Source organism: Mycolicibacterium arenosum, assembly GCF_024320865.1.
GTDB classification, from domain to species: domain Bacteria; phylum Actinomycetota; class Actinomycetes; order Mycobacteriales; family Mycobacteriaceae; genus Mycobacterium; species Mycobacterium arenosum.
Window position 1 is genome coordinate 381,110 of the sequence record NZ_JANDBD010000002.1, and the last position, 21,581, is coordinate 402,690.

The window sequence follows — 21,581 nt, forward strand, 5'->3', positions numbered from 1 at the left end:
CGGACGGGTGAGTGTGACGTAGATCCTAGTCACCATGACGACCAACACCGATCTGTATCGCGCCGCCCGCGATCACCTGGTGGCCGTGATCAGCGATTACGACAAGGCCGTCGACACCTTCGCGTGGCCGCGCATCGAGGGCGCGTTCAACTGGGCCACCGACTGGTTCGACGTCATCGCGCGGGATAACCACCGCCTCGCGCTCTGGATTGTGGAGGAGGACGGCACCGAGACTCGGGTGACGTTCGCCGAGATGGCCGATCGCTCCGACCGCGGCGCCACGTGGCTGCGGGGCCTCGGCGTCGGGAAGGGCGACCGCGTCATCCTGATGCTGGGCAACCAGGTCGAGCTGTGGGAGGCGATGCTGGCCGTGGCGAAGCTCGGCGCGGTGATCATGCCGACGACGAGCGCGCTCGGCCCCGCCGATCTGGCTGACCGCATCGGCCGCGGCGGTGCCCGCTTCGTCATCGCCAACGCCGATGACACCGCGAAGTTCGAGGCCGTCGACGGCGATTACACGCGCGTCGTGGTGGGGGAGCCGGTGTCCGGCTGGCACACGTACGCCGACGCCTACGCCGTTGAGCCCCAGCCGTTCACCGCCTGCACGGCCGGCGACGACACCAGCCTCGTCTACTTCACGTCGGGCACCACCAGCAGGCCGAAGCTCGTCGAGCACTCGCAGGTGAGCTACGCCGTCGGGCACATGTCGACGATGGCCTGGATCGGCGTCAAACCGGGTGACGTGCACTTGGCGATCAGCTCGCCCGGCTGGGCCAAGCACGCGTGGAGTTGCTTCTTCGCGCCGTGGATCGCCGAGGCCACGATCTTCGTCTACAACTACTCCCGGTTCGACGCCGCAGCGCTGCTCGGTCAGCTGCAGCGCGCCGGCGTGAACACGTTCTGCGCGCCACCGACGGTGTGGCGCATGCTGATTCAGGCCGACCTCGGTGATAGGCCGCGAGAGCTCAGAGAGGTTCTCGGGGCAGGCGAACCGCTGAACCCCGACGTGATCGCCCGCGTCGAGGCGGCGTGGGGCCTGACGATCCGCGACGGCTTCGGCCAGACCGAGACGACGCTGCAGGTCGGCAACACCCCCGGCCAGCCGGTCAAGGCCGGCTCGATGGGCAGGCCCATGCCGGGTGTGCCCGTCGTCCTGGTCGATCCGGTGACCGGCGAGCCGGCCGACGAGGGTGAGATCTGCCTCGACCTCGGCCGCGCGCCGCTCAACCTGATGACGGGATACCTCGGGGATCCCGAGCGCAATGCCGCCGTCACCGCGGGCGGGTATTACCACACCGGCGACGTCGCGAGCCGTGACGAGGACGGTTACATCACCTACATCGGCCGCACCGACGACGTGTTCAAGTCGTCGGATTACAAGGTCTCGCCGTTCGAGCTGGAGAGCGTGCTGATCGAGCACCCCGCCGTTGTCGAGGCGGCCGTCGTCCCGCAACCCGACGCGACGCGGCTCTCGGTGCCGAAGGCCTACGTCGCGCTGGCCGAGGGCTGGGCCGCCGACGCCCACACCGCCCGCCAGATCATGGAGTACGCCCGCGACCACCTGGCGCCCTACCTCAAGGTGCGTCGGGTGGAGTTCTTCGAACTGCCCAAGACGATTTCGGGCAAGATCCGCCGCGTGGAGTTGCGCAAGCGCGAGGATGAGGCACACCGGTCGGGTACGCCGATCGGTACGGAACATCGCTACGAGGACCTGCTATGACCTCACCTTCATACGACGCCGGACCCACTGACACGCCGATTCTCGAGGACACGATCGGTGCCGACTTCGAACGCACCGCCGCCCGCCACCCGGACGTGGAAGCGCTCGTCGATGTCGCGCAGGGTCTGCGCTACACGTACGCCGAACTGAACGCCGAGGTCGATGTCGTCGCGCGCGGTCTGATGGCGATGGGCATCGAGAAGGGCGATCGCGTCGGGATCTGGGCGCCGAACTGTGCGCAGTGGACGCTGGCGCAGTACGCCGCCGCCAAGGTCGGCGCGATCCTCGTCAACATCAACCCGGCTTATCGGACGCACGAACTCGCGTACGTGCTCAACCAGTCCGGGACGCGGTTGCTGATCGCCGCGACGTCGTTCAAGACCTCGGACTACGTGGCGATGGTGGCCGAGGTGCGCGCCGAGGCGTCGGGGTTGACCGACGTGGTGTTCATCGGCACCGCCGACTGGGATCGGTTGCGCGACGGTGCCTCCGAGGTGCCCGCGGACGCGCTCGCCGACCGGATGGCGAGCCTGGCCAACACCGATCCGATCAACATCCAGTACACCTCGGGCACAACGGGTTTCCCGAAGGGTGCGACGCTCTCGCACCGCAATATCCTGAACAACGGCTACTTCACCACCGAACTCATAAGGCTCGGGCCCGACGATCGGCTCTGCATCCCGGTGCCCTTCTACCACTGCTTCGGCATGGTGATGGGGAACCTCGGCTGCACCAGCCACGGCACCACGATGGTCATCCCCGCACCGGGCTTCGATCCAGGCCTGACGCTGAAAGCCGTTGCCGACGAACGCTGTACGGGTGTCTACGGGGTCCCGACGATGTTCATCGCGATGCAGAACCACCCCGACTTCGCCCAGTACGACCTGTCGGAGTTGCGCACGGGCATCATGGCGGGCTCGGTGTGTCCGGTCGAGGTGATGAAGCACTGCGTCAACGACATGCACATGTCCGAGGTGGCGATCGCCTACGGCATGACGGAGACGTCGCCGGTGTCGTGTCAGACCCGCGTCGACGACGATCTCGAGCGCCGCACGGCGTCGATAGGCCGGGCGCACCCGCACGTCGAGATCAAGATCGTCGACCCGGAGACCGGCGAGACGGTACCTCGGGGTGAGCCGGGGGAGTTCTGCACGCGCGGCTACTCGGTGATGCTCGGCTACTGGAACGACGACGAGAAGACCGCGCAGGCAATCGATTCCGAGGGCTGGATGCACACCGGCGACCTCGCCGTCATGCGCGAGGACGGCTACTGCAACATCGTCGGCCGGATCAAGGACATGGTGATCCGGGGCGGCGAGAACGTCTATCCGCGCGAGATCGAGGAGTTCCTCTACACGCATCCCGACATCGAGGACGCCCAGGTGATCGGGGTGCCCGACGCGAAGTACGGCGAGGAGATCTGCGCGTGGATCCGGATGAAGCCGGAGCGCACACCGCTGGACGCCGCCGCTGTTCGCGAGTTCGCCGACGGACGCCTGGCGCACTACAAGATCCCGCGCTACGTCCACGTCGTCGACGAGTTCCCGATGACCGTCACCGGCAAGGTGCGCAAGGTCGAGATGCGCGAGCGCACCGTCGAGATCCTCGGTTTGTCGTGATTTGTGCACCCGCGGGAGCGGTGAGCGCTCTCTAACGTGCACAAATCGCGGGAGGCTACTGCGCCAGTAGCTCGTTCAGCTTCGCGCTGGCGGCGATCAGTCGGGGTTCGATCATGCGTGCGCCCTGCTGGGCTTCCTCGTCGCTGGTCTGCATGTGGCTCACCGCGTTGAGGCGCGCGCGGTTGAGCCACTGCATCATCGCCGGGTCGCTGAACCACTTCAGCTGGTTGTGGTTGAACGCGAGCGTCATCGTCACCCAGTCGAGCGGATTCGTCGGGTGCGGAACGGGACGGCAGTACTCGTTGCGCTCGTCGTCGTCGACGTCCATCGCCTCGACATGGGCGATGACGGCGGCGCTGAACGCCGGCTGACAGGTGCGCACCGACTGCAGCGTGATCGCGCCGGGGGAGTAGACGGGAGTCGGCGGCTTCTGGCCGATGCCGTCCCCGGTGCAGTCGACGTACAGGGTGTCGGCGGCGGTCTCGATGACGCCTCGTTCCAGGGTCACCCGACCCGGCGCGATCGACTGCACGTAGCCGAGCCGCACGACGTCGGTGATGGTGCGCAGCTTCTCCAGTTCGAGCTGCGACAGGATCGCGCAGCGGTACATCGTCGGCTCGACCGACTGGTCGATGCGCATCAGGCAGCCCAGCTTCTCCAGCTGCAGATAGAGGTCGTCGATCGAGGTCGCCTTCTTGATGGCCCGCGACTGCGCGGAGAAGTCGGCGAGCACGCGGCGAGCGAACTCCGGTCCCGGTTGCACGGCGCCTCGATCGAGGATCCACGACTCGCGGTTCTTGATCCAGGTGATCCGCTCGGGTGCGATGTCGTGGCGCAGCAGCCACGAGCACGTGTCCATCGACGTCTTGCCCGCACCGACGATGACGTACTGCTCGTGGACCGGCTGGCGAGCCAGACCGTTCGGCGGAATGCAGACGACGTCGGGCGAGACCTCGTAGGCGGGCGGCCGCATCGACGGCACCACGACGCTGAGGTAGGTGGCGTCGACGACGCGTCGCTTCACCTCGACGCGGTACTCGTCACCGCCCAGGTTGCGGAACCGGCCTGTGACATCTCCCGAGTCGCTGCGCTCGTGCGCTCCGAAACCCAGATAGTCGCTCATCGGGAAGTACTGCACGCGACCCGACGGCAGCAGGTGCTGCCGCATGACCGTGTCGTAGTACGAGACGACCTCGCTGCCGCCTGCGAGCTCCCAGAAGCCCTCGTTCCAGCCGCTCGCGTCGATCGAGTCGTTGCCGAGGCGTCGCGAGTTCACCCCGTAGTACGCCGACGGCTGATGCAACCGCACGTACGGGTAGGCGGACAGCCAGTGCCCGCCGGGGGCGTCGTTGCGGTCGACGAGCACGACGGTCGCGTCGGTCTCGGTGATCAGGGTGTCGACGAACGCCATGCCCATCGCGCCCGCCCCGACGACCAGGTAATCGGCTTCGACTGTGTGCATCCGGACAGGCTGCCAGACGGGCGTTCGCTACTTCGTCGGTGGGGTGAACTGGCTCAGCACGAAGACCGCACCCTGCGGATCGCGCACCGTCGCGGTACGGGTCCACACCTCGTCCTCCGACGACAGCACCGTCGCGCCCAGGTTCTCGGCTGAAGCGGCGGCGGCGTCGCGGTCGTCGACCGCGAACGACACCTGCCAGTGCTCCGGGTGCCCCTGCTGCTCGAGGGCCATCCACGCGACGGCGTCCTCGAATCCCGGCGGCACCATCACGTCGGCTTGGATCTTCCTGATGTCGGGGTTGACGGTCGCCGCGAGGTGGTCGCCGTAGCCGGGCCGTCGTATCAGAGTGGCGAAGCCGACGTCGTCGACCTCCCAGCCGAAGACCTCCGTAGAACGGCGCCGCGGCGTGCGGGTCGGTGGTGTGCAGATCGCTGAAGTTCCACGTGCCGTGCACGTTGACCCGCTGGGCGCCCGGCCGGGCGCACGCCTGCCACAGGCTGAACGCGGCGCCGCGCGGGTCGACGCACACCGCGCGGCGCCCGCCGGGACCGGCGTCGACGGGTGCCAGCGTGACCTCGCCGCCGGCGCCTTCGACCGCTGCGGCGGACGCATCGGCGTCGTCGACGGCGATGTAGGTGCGCCAGACTCCCTCGGGTCCGCCGTCAGCCGTTCCGATCGCCGCGACGTCCTCACCACCGATCGTCGCGACCAGGTAGTTGCCCGGCGCTTCGGCGGGCATGGCGTCGGTGAACGTCCAGTCGAACAGGCCGCGGTTCTGGTTCCCCCTCACCGGAGTAGCCAACCCCTGATCAGCGGTAGACCAGCCCCGAGAGCCGCGACGCCAGCGCCGTCGTCGCCGGTGGAATGCGACCGATGATGCCCAGCAACACGTTTCGGATCGGGCGAAGCGCTGGGGGCAGGGTGGCCAACCGGGTCAGCCGGTCGGTCAACGCGACGACCTGCTGCGCGATCGGGCGTCGCGTGGCGCTGTAGTCGTCGAGGAGCGAATCGGCACCACCACCGAGGACGGCGACCAACGCGTCGGCCAACGCGACGGCGTCCTGAACTCCGAGGTTCATGCCCTGCCCGCCTGCCGGGCTGTGGACGTGCGCGGCATCGCCCGCGAGCAGGATCCGGCCCGCGCGGTAGGTGTCCGCGACGCGGTGGTGGATGCGGAATCGCGAACCCCACGTGACGTCGGTGACGGTGATGCCACCGGGACCGCGTTCGTCGAGGATCTGCTGGACGAACGCCACCGAGGGTTCCTCCGGTGCGTCGTCCACGGGCGCGACGATGCGGAAGTCGCCGTTGGGCAGGGGGGCGACGACGGTCAGGCCCTCGCCGGCCCAGAACAGCCGCACCTCGTCGGCGGGGGCGTCGCCCGTCAGCCGGGCATCGGCGAGGACGAACGAGTGCTCGTAGGACCCGCCGGCGAAGCCGATGCCGGCCTGCTCGCGGACGGTGCTGTGCATGCCGTCGGCGCCGACGACGTACCGCGCCCGGACCGTGTCGCCGTCGTCGAAGGTGGCGGTGACCCCCACCGCATCCTGGGTGACGGCGGCGAGCACCTTGGGTCGAGTCACGTCGCCACCGAGTTCGCGGACCCGCTCGAGCAGCAGACGTTCGGTGGTCGACTGGGGTATCAGCAGCGTGAACGGATAGTCGGTGGCCAGTCCGCTGAAGTCGACGTCGACGAGCGTCTTGGCGCGGTCGCGGATGGCGAAGCGCGGTGCTTCGACGCCCTCCTTGAGCAGTCGGCGCGTGACGTCGACGTGCTCGAGCACTTCGAGCGTGCGCGCGTTGACGGCCGCCGCTCGCGAGGTGTTCGCGCCGTCGGCCTGGCGGTCGACGAGCATCACGTCGACACCGTGCAGCAGTAGTGACGCGGCCAGCGTGAGCCCTGTCGGGCCCGCTCCCACGATGAGGACGTCGGTGGTGGTCATGGCGAATCCCTTCGAGATAAAAGCCAACGGACGTTGACTTTTTTTATCGTGCGCCCGGACGAAGAAAAAGTCAACACCTGTTGGCATATAGTGTCGGGCGTGGGCAGGAAGGGTGATCAGACGAGGGCCGCGATACTGGCCGCGGCCAGGGACCGCTTCGCCGAGTCCGGGTACGAGGCGGCGACGATTCGCGCCATCGCGGCCGACGCGCACATCGATCCGTCGATGGTCATGCGCTACTTCGGCAGTAAGGATCTGCTGTTCGCCGCGGCCGCGGAGTTCGACCTGCGGTTCCCGGACCTCACCGACGTGCCGCCCGGCGAGCTGGGCGAGGCGCTGGTGTCGCACTTCCTGCTGCGCTGGGAGGACGATGACGCGCTCATCGTGTTGCTGCGCTCGGCCACCACGAACGCCGAAGCGGCACAACGCATGACGGACATCTTCGCGGCGCAGCTACTACCCGCGATCGCCAAGATCGTGCCCGACGACGCACCCCGGCGAGCCGGCCTCATCGCGACCCAGGTGCTCGGCATGGCGCTGTGCCGCTTCGTGCTCAAGCTGCCACCGGTGGTCGGGTTGAGCCGCGCCGAACTCGTCGACTGGTTGGGTCCCACACTGCAGCGCTACGCGACCGAGTGAGCGGGCGGTACTCAGGCCTCGAGTTCGCGGGCGACGGCCCGCTCGAGTGCGCGTCGCGTCACCGCGGGAAGCACGATCAAGCCGTCGAGTTCCCGCTGCGCCTTGGCGTAGGCGTTCTGCCGCTCGTCCGGCGTTGCCGCGGAGTCGGATGCCAGGCGCAGCAGCCGCTGCGCGCGTTCGATGCGTTCCCGGCCCTCCGCGCTGAAGTCGCTGCGCCTGCGGCGAACCGCCTCGGCTTCGGCGACGTCGAACGCGGTCACGTACTCGTGGACGGCGTCGCGGTACTCGAGCGCGGCATCCCGGTCGACGTCCCCGACGGGCCTCAGCAGGTCGGCTCGGCTGCGGGCCTTGTGGAACGCCACGGTCAGCGGTTCGCGCATGTCGGTCATCATCGGGAAGTCGAGTAGCTTGGCCACGTCCATCTCGTAGTCCAGCCACCGCGCGTCGGTGCTCTCGTGCTGGGCGAGGACCTTGCCGGTGTCGCGGCGGAGGGCGGCGTCGTCGACCTTCGCCCGCCCGCGAGCCTCGGCGACCGCGACCTTCGTCTGCTGCTTGATGCGGTACCGCTCGAGTCGCCGTTCGGCGCGGCGCTCGTTCGCGGCGGAGACCGCCTTCACACCACCGCCGATCACGCCGCCGAGCGGAAAGATCAGCCACCAGAAGTTTCCGGCGAACTGTAGGAACGACTCCACCTCATCCAGGATGCCATCGCGCGTCGGTCGGTCAGGGCGCGAGCCGTTCGATCGCATCCCGGAAGGCGATGTTCGGATCGGCATGCGGGAGTACCTCGAGCACGTCGTGCAGTGCCTCCGCACCACTGGTCGGGAGAGCCCGCGCCCCGTACAGCGCACCGATCGTCGGTGTCCTGCTGTAGGCGCCGTGACAGTGCACCAGCACGGTGCGGTGCTCGATGCGCAACTGCTCGATCAACCGCACCGTGTCGGTCAGCACGAACTCCAGGTTGACGTTCTCGTCCGGATCCGTGCGATCGACCAGCCGCACGTCGATGTGTTCGACGCCCGATGGCAGGTCGTCGTCGTGCACCCGGCAGAGCGACACGATGCAGTCGACGCCCGGCGGGAGTTTTCGCAGAGTGTGGGCGTTGCCAAGCCAGACGCCATCGTCGACAGGATGCTGAACGGCGATGTGCGGCCGCTGCGGGCGCGGGAAGTCCCTGTCGGCCTTCACGATTCGCGTCGCCATCTGCACCAGCCCGCGCGTGCGTAGCCCCGGCCAGCCGTTGAGCACGCGGCGCCACACGCCCGGCACCGCCGACGCGCCCCAGCGCGCCCCCAGCAGGCCGCCCGCGATGGCGGCCACGGTGTCGGTGTCGTTGCCCGAACGCACAGCAGCGTCGAGTGCGAGCCGCAGGTGGTCCGCGGCGAACACGCCGGCCTCGGGATCGTCCTCGGGCACCGGGGTGGTGGCGATCGCGCACCACGCGGCCTGCAGCGCCTCGACCACCCAGCCGTTGTTGCGGAAGTCCGACGGCGTCGACCGCTCGGCGACGTCGAGCCGCTCGGACCACAGCGCCCGCCGGTCGTCGGGGAGCCGGTCGAGCCCGGCGCGGACGTCGAGTGCTCCGGTCAGCACCGCGTGCCGGATGGCGAGACACCACAGCACGCACGCGTCCTGCGCATCGGGGTCGTAGTGCGTCAGCGCGCTGATGCGCGCCGCTGCCTCGGCCAGCGCGGCCGGGTCGTCGAGAAACGCCAGGGCGACGGGGGAGGTGCGCATGAGCGACCCGTTGCCCGCCGAGTGGCCGGTGCGTTCGTAGTGCTCTCGGGACGCGGTGAGCGCGTTGGTCGCCGAGAGGCCCGCGCGCCCGGTCGCGCCGAGCACGCTCCGGGTCTGGTTGCCGACGTCGTTGGCGGTCTGCGCCCAGCCATGCCAGCGCGTGACGATCGCGGTCAGCGCGGCGTCATCGCGGAGGTCGACGCCGGTCGCCGCGACCTCGCCGATCGCGATCGCCATCGAGGTGTCGTCGGTCCACTCGCCGCGCTTCCAGCCGAACGCGCCGCCCCCGACCATCGCGACCTCGAGTTCGGGGCCGCGCGCCGGCTGGAACTCGTAGGGGGCGCCGAGTGCGTCGCCCGCCGCGTTGGCCAGCAGCACCCCGACCGCCCGATCCAGCTGTGCCGTGTTGAGTTCCATCGTCATCCTCCCCGGTTGATGAATTTGAGCGATTACGCTCTAATTCCTGAGACCACTATAACGAGGGGGCCGACACGTGCAGCTCGACCGCTATCCGAGACCGTCGGTGGCCGTCGACGCGGCCCTGCTGACGCTCGACGACAGCGGCCGCGAACTGCAGGTCCTGCTGGTCCACCGCGAGGCGGGGCCGACGTGGGCGCTGCCCGGCACGTTCCTGCACCAGGGTGAGACCCTGGCCGACGCCGTGCGCCGGGCTCTGCGGGTGAAGACCGGGGTCGAGGGGGTCCGGCCACGGCAGCTGCACGTGTTCGACGCACTCGACCGCGATGACCGGGGTTGGGTGCTGTCCGTCGCGCACGTCGCGGTCGTTCATCGCGAGGAGCTGGCCGGCCGGCTGGCCGAGACCACGCGCCTGGCTCCCGTGGCGGCGATCGATCCGCGCGAGATGGCCTGGGATCACCCCGAGATCATCGGCAGGGCCGTCGACGATCTCCGTGCTCGCTACGCGAAGGGGGCCGACCCGGACGGGCTGCTCGATGACACGTTCACCATGCTCGAGCTGCTGAACGCCCACAGTGCCGTCGCGGGAAAGAGGTTGCAGCGCGACAGCTTTCGCCGGGCCATGCGAGATCACGTCGAGTCGGTGAACGAGTCGGTGACGCGTGGCCGCGGGAGACCCGCCGAACTCTTCCGGCGAAAACTACCGCACTGAGATCATCTTCGAGACTTCACTTGATGACGAGAATCGAGTTCATTCCGTCATCAAGTGCAGTCTCGTCGCGCGATCCCTCAGTCCGGCAAGCCGATTCGCCGATACCGGTCCAACCGCTGCGACAGTCGCTCGGCGGCGGGCATGTCTCGCAATGCGGACAGTTCGCCCGCGATGGTGGCCGACAACCGTTCGGTGAAGTCGGCGGGAGTGTCGGCGGCATCGGGCTTCTCGGGCACGATCGCGTCGACGATGCCGTTGCGCATCAGATCCACCGACCGGATGCCCTGCGCCGCAGCGAGTTCCGGTGCGTGATCGACGTCGCGATACACGATGGCGCTCGCACCCTCCGGCGGAAGCGGCGCCAGCCACCCGTGCAGGGCGGCGAGCACGCGATCGGCGGGCACCATCGCCAGTGCGGGTCCACCGCTGCCCTGTCCGAGCAACACCGACACCGTCGGAGTGTCCAGCGTGACGAGTTCGGCCAAGCAGCGTGCGATCTCGCCCGCCAGACCGTCCTGCTCGGCCTCCACCGAGAGCGCCGGCCCGACGGTGTCGATCACCGACACCAGGGGCAGTCGAAGTCCCTCGGCCAGCGCCATTCCGCGGCGCGCCTCGCGCAGCGCCGCCGGACCGACAAGGCCACCCGCGGCGCGCTGCTGCCCGACGACCACCGCGGGCTGCCCGCCGAACCGCGCCAGCGCCAGCACCGTCGTCGCCGCTTCGCCCTGGTCGGTACCGGACAGCAGCACCCGCTCGGTCGTGCCGTGCTTCAGCACGTAGCCGATACCGGGTCGATCGGGCCTGCGTGACGCCACCACGGACTCCCAGGCCGGCACATCGGGCACCGGGCCGGTAGCCGGAACCGGATGCGTTGCGCCCGGCGCATCCGCGACGACGCGCAGTGCCCGGTCGAGCGTCGACCTCAGGAACTCCAGTGGGACGACGCCGTCGATGACGCCGTTGCGGTGCAGGTTCTCCGCCACCTGCACCCCCTTCGGGAACGGCTCGCCGTAGAGGTGCTCGTACACGCGCGGCCCGAGGAAGCCGATCAGCGCGCCGGGTTCGGCGGCGGTTACGTGCCCGAGTGAACCCCACGATGCGAACACCCCGCCCGTCGTCGGGTGCCTCAGGTACACCAGGTAGGGCAGATGCGCCTTCTTGTGCAGTTCGACGGCGGCGGCGATCTTCACCATCTGGAGGAACGCGACCGTCCCCTCCTGCATGCGGGTACCGCCGGAGCTGGGCGACGCCACCAGCGGCAGCCCCTCGGCGGTGGCGCGCTCGACGGCCGTGGTGATGCGCTCGGCGGCCGCGACGCCGATGGAGCCGGCCAGGAAGTCGAACTCGCAGGCCACCACGGCCACCCGGCGGCCGAACACCCTGCCCTCGCCGGTCAGCACCGATTCATCGAGGCCCGTCGCCGCCCGCGCCGCCGCCAGCTCGTCGCGATACGAGGCGTTCGGCCGCACGTCCAACGGTGGCGAATCCCAGCTGATGAACGACCCCTCGTCCAGCACGGTGTCGCGCAGGGTGGTGGCGCTGATCCGGCTCACCAGGAAAGGCTAGCCGGGTGGTCGTTAGGGTGGTCGGCATGATCGGAGTTACCCGAGAGGGCCACGTCACGACCCTCGAACTGCAACGCGCCGAGCGCCGCAACGCGCTCAACAGCGAACTCGTCGACGGTTTGCGGGAGGCGATCGAGAGAGCCGCCGCCGACGACACCCGCGTCGTCGTGCTCACCGGCCAGGGCCACGTCTTCAGTTCCGGTGCGGATCTGTCCGACGCGTCCGGTGTCGCCGAGGAGCTGCCGGACAAGGCCAAGGCGCTGAACATCGCGATCGATCAGGCGCCCATCCCGGTGATCGGGGCGATCAACGGCCCGGCCATCGGCGCGGGGGTCATCCTGTCGATGATCTGCGATCTGCGGGTCGTCGCGCCCGAGGCGTACTTCCAGTTCCCCGTCGCGAAGTACGGCATCGCGCTCGACAACTGGAGCATCCGTCGCCTCGTCTCGCTGGTCGGCCACGGCCGGGCCCGCGGCATGCTGATGGCGGCCGATCGGCTGACCGCCGACACCGCCCTGCAGACCGGACTGGCCAACCGGATCGGCACGCTCGCCGACGCCCAGGCCTGGGCGCAGGAGCTCGCCGGTTTCGCGCCGCTGGCCCTGCAGCACGCGAAGCGGGTCCTCAACGACGACGGCGCCTACGAGGATCCGTGGCCGGCGCATCAGGAGCTCTTCGACAGGGCCTGGAGCAGCAAGGACATCATCGAGGCACAGGTGGCGCGCATCGAGAAGCGGCCGCCGAACTTCCAGGGGGCCTAGATGTGGGTGCAGGCGGCCCGGCTGGTGGGGGGCACGGCGGCGGTCGTCGCCGGTGGCTTTGCGCTGCGGGCCGTCCAGGGTGCACCCGCCGCGCTCGGCGCGTCACCGCTGGACATCCACCCCGTCGCCAGGAACTCACCCAACTGGAGCGAGGGCGTCTTCCAGAACCTCGAGCCGGCGTCCGACGCGAGCATGACGCGCCAGGATCAGTTCCGGCTCGTCGGTGAACTCTTCACCGGCAACGAGAAGCGCCAGCCGCCGTTCCCGGTTCCGCTGGTCACCCCGGCCCCGGCTCTGCCCGCGGGGGAGTTGGCCGTCACCTGGTACGGCCACTCGTCGGCGATCATCGAAATCGACGGCTACCGGGTGCTCGCCGATCCGGTGTGGAGCGACCGGTGCTCGCCGTCGCGCGTCGTCGGACCCCAGCGCCTCCACGAGCCGCCCTCCGCGCTCGACGCGCTACCCGCGATCGACGCGGTGATCATCAGCCACGACCACTACGACCATCTCGACGTCGACACCGTCAAGGTGCTCGCGCGCACGCAGCGCGCGAAGTTCTTCGTGCCGCTCGGTATCGGAGCGCATCTGCGGGAGTGGCGGATTCCCGAGGACCGCATCGTCGAACTCGACTGGAACGAGAGCGCGACGCTCGGCGAGCTGACGCTGGTGTGCACTCCCGCGCGGCACTTCTCGGGGCGCTTCCTCACTCGCAACGTCACGCTGTGGTCGTCCTGGGCGCTGATCGGGCCGACGCACCGGGCCTTCTTCGGCGGCGACACCGGCTACACCAAGAGCTTCCCCGACATCGGCGCCGACCACGGACCGTTCGACGTCACGCTGATGCCGATCGGCGCGTACCACCCCGGCTGGCCCGACATCCACATGAACCCGGAGGACGCGATCCGGGCGCACCGCGACGTCACCGACACGGGCCTCCTGGTGCCCATCCACTGGGCGACGTTCCGCCTCGCACCGCATCCGTGGTCCGAACCGGTCGAGCGCATGCTCGCCGCCGCGGCCGCGGAGAACGTGCGGGTGGCGACGCCGAGACCGGGTGAGCGCGTCGCGTCCGTGTCGCCGCCATTGGACACGTGGTGGCGGGCCTGACCGGCTAGCGTGCTGGTGTGATCCCGCCCCGCCGTTCCGTCGCCTGTCTCGCCGCCGTCGCGCTCCTCGTGGTTGGCTGCGACGCCCGACCCGCGGAGCCCGCCCAACCGTCGGCGTCGTCGGCGAGCAAGCCGCCCGAACTCGGCAACGTCCCACCCCCGCTCGTTCCGGCAATGCCGCTGCCGGAGAACGCCGTCGAGAACGCCGTCGCCAAGCTGGACGGACTCGCCGAGGACCTGCTGAAGAAGTCCGGGCTGCCCGGCATGGCCGTCGCCGTGGTGCACGGCGGAAAGAGCGTGTACGCCAAGGGCTTCGGGGTCAAGGACAACCGCAAGCCAACCGACGACCCGGCGAACAGGGTTGATCCCGATACGGTGTTCCAACTCGCCTCCGTCTCGAAGTCGCTGGCCTCGACGGTCGTCGCCCATCAGGTCGGGGAGAAGGCGATTGGTTGGGACACGCCCATCGTCGAGAAGCTGCCCTGGTTCGCGCTCTCCGATCCGGCAGTCACCCGCATGGTCACGATCGGGGACATGATGTCGCATCGGTCGGGGCTGCCGGACCACGCGGGCGATCTGCTCGAGGACCTCGGCTACGACCGGCAGCAGATTCTCGAGAAGCTACGTGACTTCCCGCTCGATCCGTTCCGAATCTCCTATGCCTACACCAACTACGGCTACACGACGGGTGCCGAAGCGGCAGCCTTCGGTGCGGGCAAGTCGTGGGAGGACCTCAGCCGGGACGTGCTGTACGCGCCGCTCGGCATGAGCTCGACGAGCTCCGAGTTCGCCGACTACGAGGCCCGGCCGGACCGCGCCGTCGGACACATCCGCCTCGGGGACAAGTACGCGCCCGACTACGTCCGCGACCCGCAACAGCAATCGCCGGCGGGCGGCGCGAGCAGTTCGGTCAACGACATGACCCACTGGCTGGCGATGGTCCTCGGCAACGGCACCTACGAGGGCAGGCAGATCATCGACCCCGCGGCACTGCTCCCCGCGCTGACTCCCCAGATCACCTCCGATCGCGGTAGCGAGCCCGCGATGCGATCGGGTTCCTACGGTTACGGTTTCAACATCAGCACGACGTCGACCGGGAGACAGCAGATCAGCCATTCGGGTGCCTTCGAACTCGGCGCGGCGACCAACGTCCTGCTGCTGCCGTCGGCCGACGTCGGGATCGTCGTGCTGACCAACGGCACCCCGTCGGGCGCACCGGAGACGTTGACCGCCGAGTTCGCCGATCTGGTGCAGTACGGCGAGGTGCGCGAGGACTGGTGGACGCCGTACCACAACGCCTTCCAGCAGATGGAGGAGCCGACCGGCTCACTGGTGGGGCAGACCGCGCCGGCCAGTCCCGCTCCGCCCGCCCCGCTGGCGAGCTACGTCGGCGACTACGCCAACCCGTTCTGGGGACCCGCCAGGATCACCGAGAAGGACGGAGGCCTGCAGCTCGCGCTCGGGCCTAAACTGACTGTGCCGCTGAAGCACTGGGACGGAAACGTGTTCAGCGTCAGCTTCGTCACCGAGAACTCGAACCCCGGCAGCGTCTCGAAGGCGACGTTCGACGGGAACACGCTGACGCTGGAGTACTGGGACGAATTCGGAAGAGGGACGTTCACCAAGTGACGAACACGGTGGCCGTCGGCCTGACCGATGCGGAGGTGGCGCAGCGCGTCGCCGAGGGCAAGACCAACGACGTGCCGAATCGCGCCGCCCGCAGCGTCTCGGAGATCTGGCGTGCCAACGTCTTCACCCGGATCAACGCGATCCTCGGCGTGCTGCTGATCATCGTGCTGTCGACGGGGTCGGTGATCAACGGCCTGTTCGGCCTGCTCATCGTCGCCAACAGCGGCATCGGCATCATCCAGGAACTGCGCGCGAAGAAGACGCTCGACAAGCTGGCGATCGTCGGGCAGGCGAAACCGTTGGTGCGCAGGCAATCCGGCACGGCACCGCTGAACCCCAACGAGGTGGTGCTCGACGACGTCATCGAACTCGGTCCCGGCGACCAGATCGTCGTCGACGGGGACGTCATCGAGGAGGCCAACCTCGAAGTCGATGAGTCGCTGCTGACCGGCGAGGCCGATCCGATCGCGAAGGACGCCGGCGACAAGGTGATGTCGGGCAGTTTCGTGGTCGCAGGCAGCGGCGCCTACCGGGCGACGAAGGTCGGTCGCGAGGCCTACGCCGCCCAGCTGGCGGAGGAGGCCAGCAAGTTCACCCTGGTCAAATCCGAACTGCGCAGTGGTATCAACAAGATCCTGCAGTTCATCACGTACCTGCTGATCCCGGCGGGCGCGCTCATCATCTACACCCAGCTGTTCACGACGGATGCGGGCTGGCGGGAATCGGTGCTGCGCATGGTCGGCGCGCTGGTGCCGATGGTGCCGGAGGGCCTGGTGCTCATGACGTCGATCGCGTTCGCCGTCGGGGTGATCCGGCTGGGCCAGCGGCAGTGTCTGGTGCAGGAACTGCCCGCCATCGAGGGGCTGGCGCGCGTGGACGTCGTGTGCGCCGACAAGACGGGGACACTGACTGAGAACGGCATGCGGGTCAGCGACCTCAAGTCCTTCACTGCCGATCACGTCGAGAACGTGTTGGCGCAGTTGGCTTCCGACGACGCCCGGCCGAACGCGAGCATGGCGGCCATCGGCGAGGCATACGGAGCGGCGCCCGGCTGGACGGCGACCGCCAGCGCACCCTTCAAGTCGGCGACCAAGTGGAGTGGCACGTCGTACGAAGATCACGGCAACTGGGTCATCGGCGCGCCGGACGTGCTGCTGGATCCGGCCTCGCCCGATGCGGAGGAGGCCGAGCGGATCGGCGCCAAGGGGTTGCGGGTGCTGCTGCTGGGCTCGTCGGACCGCGCCGTCGACGCGCCCGACGCCCCCGGTACCGTCACCCCCGTCGCGCTGGTGGTGCTCGAGCAGCGGGTCCGCCCCGATGCCAGGGAGACGCTGGATTACTTCGCCTCCCAGAAGGTCTCGGTGAAGGTCATCTCCGGTGACAACGCGGTGTCGGTGGGGGCGGTGGCCGGGTCACTCGGCCTCGAGGGCGAGACGATGGACGCCCGCAAGCTGCCCGAGGCACCGGAGGCGCTGGCGGACACGCTGCAGGAGTACACGACCTTCGGCCGAGTGCGGCCCGATCAGAAGCGCGCGATGGTGCACGCGCTACAGTCGCGCGGCCACACCGTCGCGATGACGGGGGACGGCGTCAACGACGTGCTGGCGCTCAAGGACGCCGATATCGGGGTGGCCATGGGATCCGGCAGCTCCGCGTCGCGGGCGGTCGCGCAGATCGTGTTGCTGGACAACAAGTTCGCGACCCTGCCGTACGTGGTCGGTGAGGGCAGGCGCGTCATCGGCAACATCGAGCGCGTCTCGAATCTGTTCCTGACCAAGACCGTGTACTCGGTGCTGCTCGCCATGCTGGTCGGGTTGGCGGGGGTGGGTTCGAAGCTGTTCGGCACCGATCCGCTGCTGTTCCCCTTCCAGCCGATCCACGTCACGATCGCGGCGTGGTTCACCATCGGCATTCCGGCGTTCGTGTTGTCGCTTGCGCCGAACAACGAACGCGCACACACCGGTTTCGTGCGACGCGTGATGATGTCGGCGTTGCCGTCGGGACTCGTCGTCGGTGTCGCGACGTTCACGTCGTACCTGCTGGCGTATCAGGGCAGGACGTCCACGGAGGTCGAGCAGACGCAGGCGTCGACCGCGGCCTTGATCACACTGTTGGTGAGCGCCCTCTGGGTGCTGGCGGTCGTCGCTCGGCCCTACGAGTGGTGGCGGGTGGCACTGGTGTCGGTGTCCGCCCTGGCCTACGTCGTCATCTTCTCGATCCCGCTGGCGCGGAAGACGTTCATACTGGATCCGTCCAATGTTCAGCTCACGGTGACGGCTCTGCTGATCGGCCTGATGGGTGCCCTGCTCATCGAGGTGATCTGGTGGATTCAGGGCCGCATCCTGGGCGAGCGCCGCCGGTTGTGGAGAACGGCGGATTAGGGCGGAGGTTAGGCTGACGCCATGGGATTTCTCGATACGGTGAAGAACCTGGTCTCGAAGAACGCCGACAAGGTGGACACGGCCATCGACAAGGTCGGCGACGCCGTCGACAAGAAGACCGGCAATAAGTACAAGAGCGTCGTCGACAAGGCGCAGGATGCGGCGAAGAAGGCCGTCGACAAGCAGGTGCCCCCCACCCAGCAGTCCGGCCAGACGCCACCTGCCAACGATCCTCCGACGGCACCTCCGATCTCGTAAATGGCGAAGCTGTCGGTGTCGGTCGACGTCCCGCTGCCGCCCGAGCAGGCGTGGGCCGCGGCGTCCGATCTCTCCCGCTACAAGGAATGGCTGACCATCCACCGGGTGTGGCGCAGCGTGCTCCCCGAAACGCTCGGAAAGGGCACCGAGATCGCCTCCATCATCGAGGTGAAGGGCATGCCCAACCGGATCGACTGGACGATCGTCAACTGGAAGGCGCCCGAGTCGATGACGCTCAACGGCGAGGGCAAGGGTGGTGTGAAGGTGAAGCTGATCGGGAAGATCAAGCCCGCCACGGACGGCGCGACCGTCACCTTCGACGTGCACCTCGGCGGGCCTGCGCTGTTCGGGCCGATCGGCATGGTGGTGGCCGGCGCGCTGAAGAGCGACATCCGCGAGTCGCTGGAGAAGTTCAAGGCCGTGTTCGCGTGACCGCGGCGGACCGCCTCGCCGACGTTGTGCGCGACGCAGCGGGTATCGAACTCCCCGTTCGGGTGCGCGCCTGGGACGGCAGCGAGGCGGGTCCGGTCGGCGGCCCCGTCCTCGTCATCAAACGCCGCCGCGCGCTGCGCCGACTGCTGTGGGCGCCGGGCGAAATGGGTTTGGCACGTGCGTATGTGACGGGTGACATCGACGTCGACGGTGATCTCGCCGACGGATTCCGGCAGGCGTGGGCGATGGCGGCGACCCGCTCGCCCGCGCCGACCGGCTGGCGCTCGCGTGCCGTCGCGGCCGCGGGGGCGGTCCGACTCGGTGCCGTTGGGCCGCCGCCCAAACCGCCGGTGTCGGAGGCCAAGCTGACCGGACGTCTTCACACGCGCCTGCGCGATCGTGCGGCGATCGCACACCACTACGACCTCTCCAACGAGTTCTACGAACTGCTGCTCGACGAGCACATGGCCTACTCGTCGGCTTACTACACCCACGACGGCCAGACGCTGCACGACGCGCAGACCACGAAGCTCGAATTGGTCTGTCAGAAACTGGGTTTGACGAAGGGGCAGCGGCTGCTCGACGTCGGCTGCGGGTGGGGTTCGATGATCCTGCACGCCGCGCGGACGCACGGGGTGCACGCCACCGGGATCACGCTGTCCGCCGAGCAGCGGGACTTCATCGTCGCGCGGGTGGCCGCGGAGGGGCTCGGTGACCTCGTCGACGTGCGGTTGCAGCACTACCGCGAATTCGACGATCCGCCCGGCACTTTCGATGCGGTCAGCTCGATCGAGATGGGTGAGCACGTCGGCGAGCGGCACTACCCCGGCTACGTCGACGTGATGTACCGCGCGCTCACACCGGGCGGGCATCTGCTGCTGCAGCAGATGTCGCGCAACGCCGACGCCGCGCCCGGCGGCGGGCCGTTCATCGAGTCGTACATCGCGCCGGACATGCACATGCGACCGCTGTGGCAGACGGTGCGGCATCTTCAGGACGGCGGCTTCGAGATCCGCGACGTCGAAGCGATGCGCGAGCAGTACGTACGCACCGTCGAGCACTGGCTCGAGACGTTCGACGCGAACTACGACCGGTTCGTCGCGCTGCAGGGCGAGGAGGTGGCCAGAGTCTGGCGCCTGTACCTCGTCGGCGGCGGTCTGGCGTTCGAACAGGGCCGGATGGGCGTGGACCAACTGCTCGCGCGCAAACCCTGAGGGGTCAGCCGGACAGGGCGCGGATGCCGCGTCCGATGAGGATCGCGCCGATCATGACGAACAGGACCATCATCACGGTCTTCTCATTGGCCTGCAGCCACTCCCGGAGCGCGGTGAGCTTGGTTCGGGCAGCCTCACCGCCGACCAGGTAGGCGAGCAGGGGCACGGTCACGTTCACCGTCGCCGCCACCACGAACACCACGACGAACGCGACGTCGCCCGGCGCGCTCATTCTGGCCGCGGCGATGTCCACCCCGACCAGCACGCCGATGGAGAGGCTCGCCGGATCGATCGCGGTGACGGCCAGGCCCAGCCCGAACGAACCACGTGCCGAGACGCCGTCGACGTGACGGGCCAATCGGCTCGGCTCCCCACTGGGAGTCGTGCCGCGGCGCAGAAACATCCGAGCGGCGAGCGCCAGCAGGGCGACGCCCACCACGATCCTGATGATCGACACAACGGGTGAGGGATGCGCGCGATGCCCGAGACCGGGGTCATCGACGGCCGATGCGATCACCAGCGCGGCGCCGATCAGCACCGCGAGCCCGGTCAGTCGGCCGCCCACGAACCCGAACCCCTTGGCCGTGGCCCCGTCGGAGGCCAGGATGAGCATGAGGGCGATGATCGGTAAGGGTCCCGTCGCCAGCGCGACAGCTAGCGGAAACAGTTCGCCGATCACGCCACCCATGGTCCGTGAAACTACCTCGTGTTGCGAGTCCGCTGGCTACACTGCAGCCGATGGCCGCCGAAAAATACGAGTACGGAATCGATTTCGACGCGATTGACGCCATCGACATCCACACCCACGTCGAGGTCGACTGCCACGGTCACAACGCCTACGACGACGAACTGGTTGCCGCGACCCGGACGTACTTCCGGATGGGCGACGCCGGTGCGGCCACCGTCGACGACCTGGCCGAGCACTACCGTCAGCGCAACGCCGCCGCGGTGGTGTTCACGATCGACGCCGAAACGGCGACGGGACACCCGCCGAACTCGGTCGAGGACCTCATCGCCGGGTGCGTGCGGCACCACGACGTGCTGATCCCGTTCGGCACCGTCGACCCGCTCGGCGACCGGGCGGCGGCCCGCGTCGAGGAACAGGTCGCACTCGGCGTGCGCGGCTTCAAGTTCCATCCGAGTGTGCAGGCGTTCGAGCCCAACGACCGCCGCTACTACCCGATCTACGAGGCCATCGCCGCCGCAGGTGTGCCCGCGCTGTTCCACACCGGGCAGACCGGGCTGGGCTCGGGGCTGCCCGGCGGGCACGGCATCAAGATGCGCTACAGCGATCCGGTGCTGCTCGACGACGTCGCCGCCGATTTTCCGAACCTGACGATCGTGATGGCCCATCCCGCGGTGCCGTGGGTGGACGCGCAGATCGCGATCGTCGCGCACAAGGCCAACGTGTACTTGGATCTGTCCGGGTACTCGCCGAAATACTTTCCACCGCAACTCGTTCGAGCGCTGGGCCGACAACTGCGCACGAAGGCGCTGTTCGGCACCGACTACCCTTACGTTCAGCTCGATCGCTGGAGGAAGGACTTCGCGGTGCTGGATCTCGACACCGACGTCGCGCCGCTGATCTTCAAGGAGAACGCGCTGAGAGTGCTCGGCCTCGGCTGATCTCACGGGCGATGAGTTTTCGCCGGCGCGGTGGTCGACACGGATACCCGACCCCGACCACAGGAGACCGATGTGACCGCCCCCACGAAGATCGCACCGCTCGGCGCCCCAATCTGGATCGACCTCGCGACGTCCGACCTCGCTCGCGCCCGTGAGTTCTACGGCGCCGTGTTCGGACGGGCAGTGGAACGCACCCGACGGTTGGACCACCTACCTGCACACGGCGGATGCCGAGGCCACGGGCGCCACGACTGACGCGACCAACTTCCTTCCCGAGGACACCCCGTACGGGCGGCTCGCGGCCGTCGCGGATCCCACCGGGGCGGGCTTCAACCTGTCGTCGCGGTAGCCCCGCCGCAC

Annotated in this window: 20 protein-coding genes; 13 read left to right on the forward strand and 7 right to left on the reverse strand. The window is 68.7% G+C overall.

Annotated features, from left to right (window positions below; genetic code table 11):
- The first annotated feature begins 34 nt into the window (after positions 1-34).
- Positions 35-1,720 (forward strand): AMP-binding protein, encoded by a 1,686-nt coding sequence (locus NM203_RS05495; protein ID WP_255058686.1) that lies wholly within the window; start codon positions 35-37, stop codon positions 1,718-1,720.
- Positions 1,717-3,339, forward strand: coding sequence for an AMP-binding protein (locus NM203_RS05500; protein ID WP_255058687.1), 1,623 nt, complete (start codon positions 1,717-1,719; stop codon positions 3,337-3,339). The genes NM203_RS05495 and NM203_RS05500 overlap by 4 nt, the downstream gene beginning before the upstream one ends.
- A gap of 55 nt (positions 3,340-3,394) precedes the next feature.
- Here NM203_RS05500 and NM203_RS05505 read toward each other — a convergent pair whose 3' ends face one another.
- From NM203_RS05505 to NM203_RS05515, 3 genes are all read right to left on the reverse strand, one after another.
- Positions 3,395-4,801: an NAD(P)-binding protein gene (locus NM203_RS05505; RefSeq protein ID WP_255058688.1), complete on the reverse strand. Its 1,407-nt coding sequence runs from the start codon at positions 4,799-4,801 to the stop codon at positions 3,395-3,397.
- Positions 4,802-4,828: 27 nt separating this feature from the next.
- Complete coding sequence (locus tag NM203_RS05510; protein WP_255058689.1) at positions 4,829-5,413, reverse strand: VOC family protein; 585 nt, start codon at positions 5,411-5,413, stop codon at positions 4,829-4,831.
- Between the two features lie 197 nt (positions 5,414-5,610).
- The gene (locus tag NM203_RS05515; RefSeq protein ID WP_255058690.1) at positions 5,611-6,744 is read right to left on the reverse strand and encodes an FAD-dependent oxidoreductase; all 1,134 of its coding nucleotides are present in this window, start codon (positions 6,742-6,744) and stop codon (positions 5,611-5,613) included.
- Between the two features lie 99 nt (positions 6,745-6,843).
- Here NM203_RS05515 and NM203_RS05520 point away from each other — a divergent pair, with 99 nt between their 5' ends.
- Entirely contained in the window at positions 6,844-7,383 is a 540-nt protein-coding gene (locus NM203_RS05520; protein WP_255058691.1) for a TetR/AcrR family transcriptional regulator, read from the forward strand.
- A gap of 11 nt (positions 7,384-7,394) precedes the next feature.
- Here NM203_RS05520 and NM203_RS05525 read toward each other — a convergent pair whose 3' ends face one another.
- Positions 7,395-8,075 carry a DUF2786 domain-containing protein gene (locus NM203_RS05525; protein ID WP_255058692.1) on the reverse strand — a complete coding sequence of 227 codons (681 nt, stop codon included), beginning with the start codon at positions 8,073-8,075 and terminating at the stop codon, positions 7,395-7,397.
- Positions 8,076-8,106: 31 nt separating this feature from the next.
- On the reverse strand, positions 8,107-9,537 hold the full coding sequence (locus tag NM203_RS05530) for an ADP-ribosylglycohydrolase family protein (protein ID WP_255058693.1): 1,431 nt from the start codon (positions 9,535-9,537) through the stop codon (positions 8,107-8,109).
- Between the two features lie 76 nt (positions 9,538-9,613).
- On the opposite strand from NM203_RS05530, the gene NM203_RS05535 reads away from it, so the two are divergent.
- Positions 9,614-10,249 (forward strand): NUDIX hydrolase, encoded by a 636-nt coding sequence (locus NM203_RS05535; RefSeq protein WP_255058694.1) that lies wholly within the window; start codon positions 9,614-9,616, stop codon positions 10,247-10,249.
- 77 nt (positions 10,250-10,326) lie between these two features.
- Here NM203_RS05535 and NM203_RS05540 read toward each other — a convergent pair whose 3' ends face one another.
- A complete protein-coding gene (locus NM203_RS05540; RefSeq protein ID WP_255058695.1) occupies positions 10,327-11,802 on the reverse strand; it encodes a carboxyl transferase domain-containing protein in 1,476 nt (491 codons plus the stop codon).
- A gap of 38 nt (positions 11,803-11,840) precedes the next feature.
- Between NM203_RS05540 and NM203_RS05545 the strand changes: the two genes are divergently transcribed.
- The 7 genes from NM203_RS05545 to NM203_RS05575 are packed head-to-tail and all read left to right on the forward strand — an operon-like array spanning position 11,841 to position 19,595.
- Complete coding sequence (locus tag NM203_RS05545) at positions 11,841-12,575, forward strand: enoyl-CoA hydratase (protein ID WP_255058696.1); 735 nt, start codon at positions 11,841-11,843, stop codon at positions 12,573-12,575.
- Positions 12,576-13,682: an MBL fold metallo-hydrolase gene (locus NM203_RS05550; RefSeq protein ID WP_255058697.1), complete on the forward strand. Its 1,107-nt coding sequence runs from the start codon at positions 12,576-12,578 to the stop codon at positions 13,680-13,682.
- 17 nt (positions 13,683-13,699) lie between these two features.
- Positions 13,700-15,310: a serine hydrolase gene (locus NM203_RS05555; protein ID WP_255058698.1), complete on the forward strand. Its 1,611-nt coding sequence runs from the start codon at positions 13,700-13,702 to the stop codon at positions 15,308-15,310.
- Entirely contained in the window at positions 15,307-17,691 is a 2,385-nt protein-coding gene (locus NM203_RS05560; RefSeq protein ID WP_255058699.1) for an HAD-IC family P-type ATPase, read from the forward strand. Before NM203_RS05555 ends, NM203_RS05560 begins: the two co-directional genes overlap by 4 nt.
- 21 nt (positions 17,692-17,712) lie before the next feature.
- Entirely contained in the window at positions 17,713-17,949 is a 237-nt protein-coding gene (locus NM203_RS05565) for an antitoxin (RefSeq protein WP_255058700.1), read from the forward strand.
- Positions 17,950-18,381 (forward strand): type II toxin-antitoxin system Rv0910 family toxin, encoded by a 432-nt coding sequence (locus NM203_RS05570; RefSeq protein WP_255058701.1) that lies wholly within the window; start codon positions 17,950-17,952, stop codon positions 18,379-18,381.
- Entirely contained in the window at positions 18,378-19,595 is a 1,218-nt protein-coding gene (locus NM203_RS05575; protein ID WP_255058702.1) for an SAM-dependent methyltransferase, read from the forward strand. The genes NM203_RS05570 and NM203_RS05575 overlap by 4 nt, the downstream gene beginning before the upstream one ends.
- A 4-nt stretch (positions 19,596-19,599) precedes the next feature.
- Here NM203_RS05575 and NM203_RS05580 read toward each other — a convergent pair whose 3' ends face one another.
- Entirely contained in the window at positions 19,600-20,283 is a 684-nt protein-coding gene (locus NM203_RS05580; RefSeq protein ID WP_255058703.1) for a GAP family protein, read from the reverse strand.
- Positions 20,284-20,333: 50 nt separating this feature from the next.
- On the opposite strand from NM203_RS05580, the gene NM203_RS05585 reads away from it, so the two are divergent.
- Entirely contained in the window at positions 20,334-21,221 is an 888-nt protein-coding gene (locus NM203_RS05585) for an amidohydrolase family protein (protein WP_255058705.1), read from the forward strand.
- A 151-nt stretch (positions 21,222-21,372) separates the two neighbouring features.
- A complete protein-coding gene (locus NM203_RS33475; RefSeq protein WP_408633297.1) occupies positions 21,373-21,570 on the forward strand; it encodes a VOC family protein in 198 nt (65 codons plus the stop codon).
- Positions 21,571-21,581 lie beyond the last annotated feature (11 nt).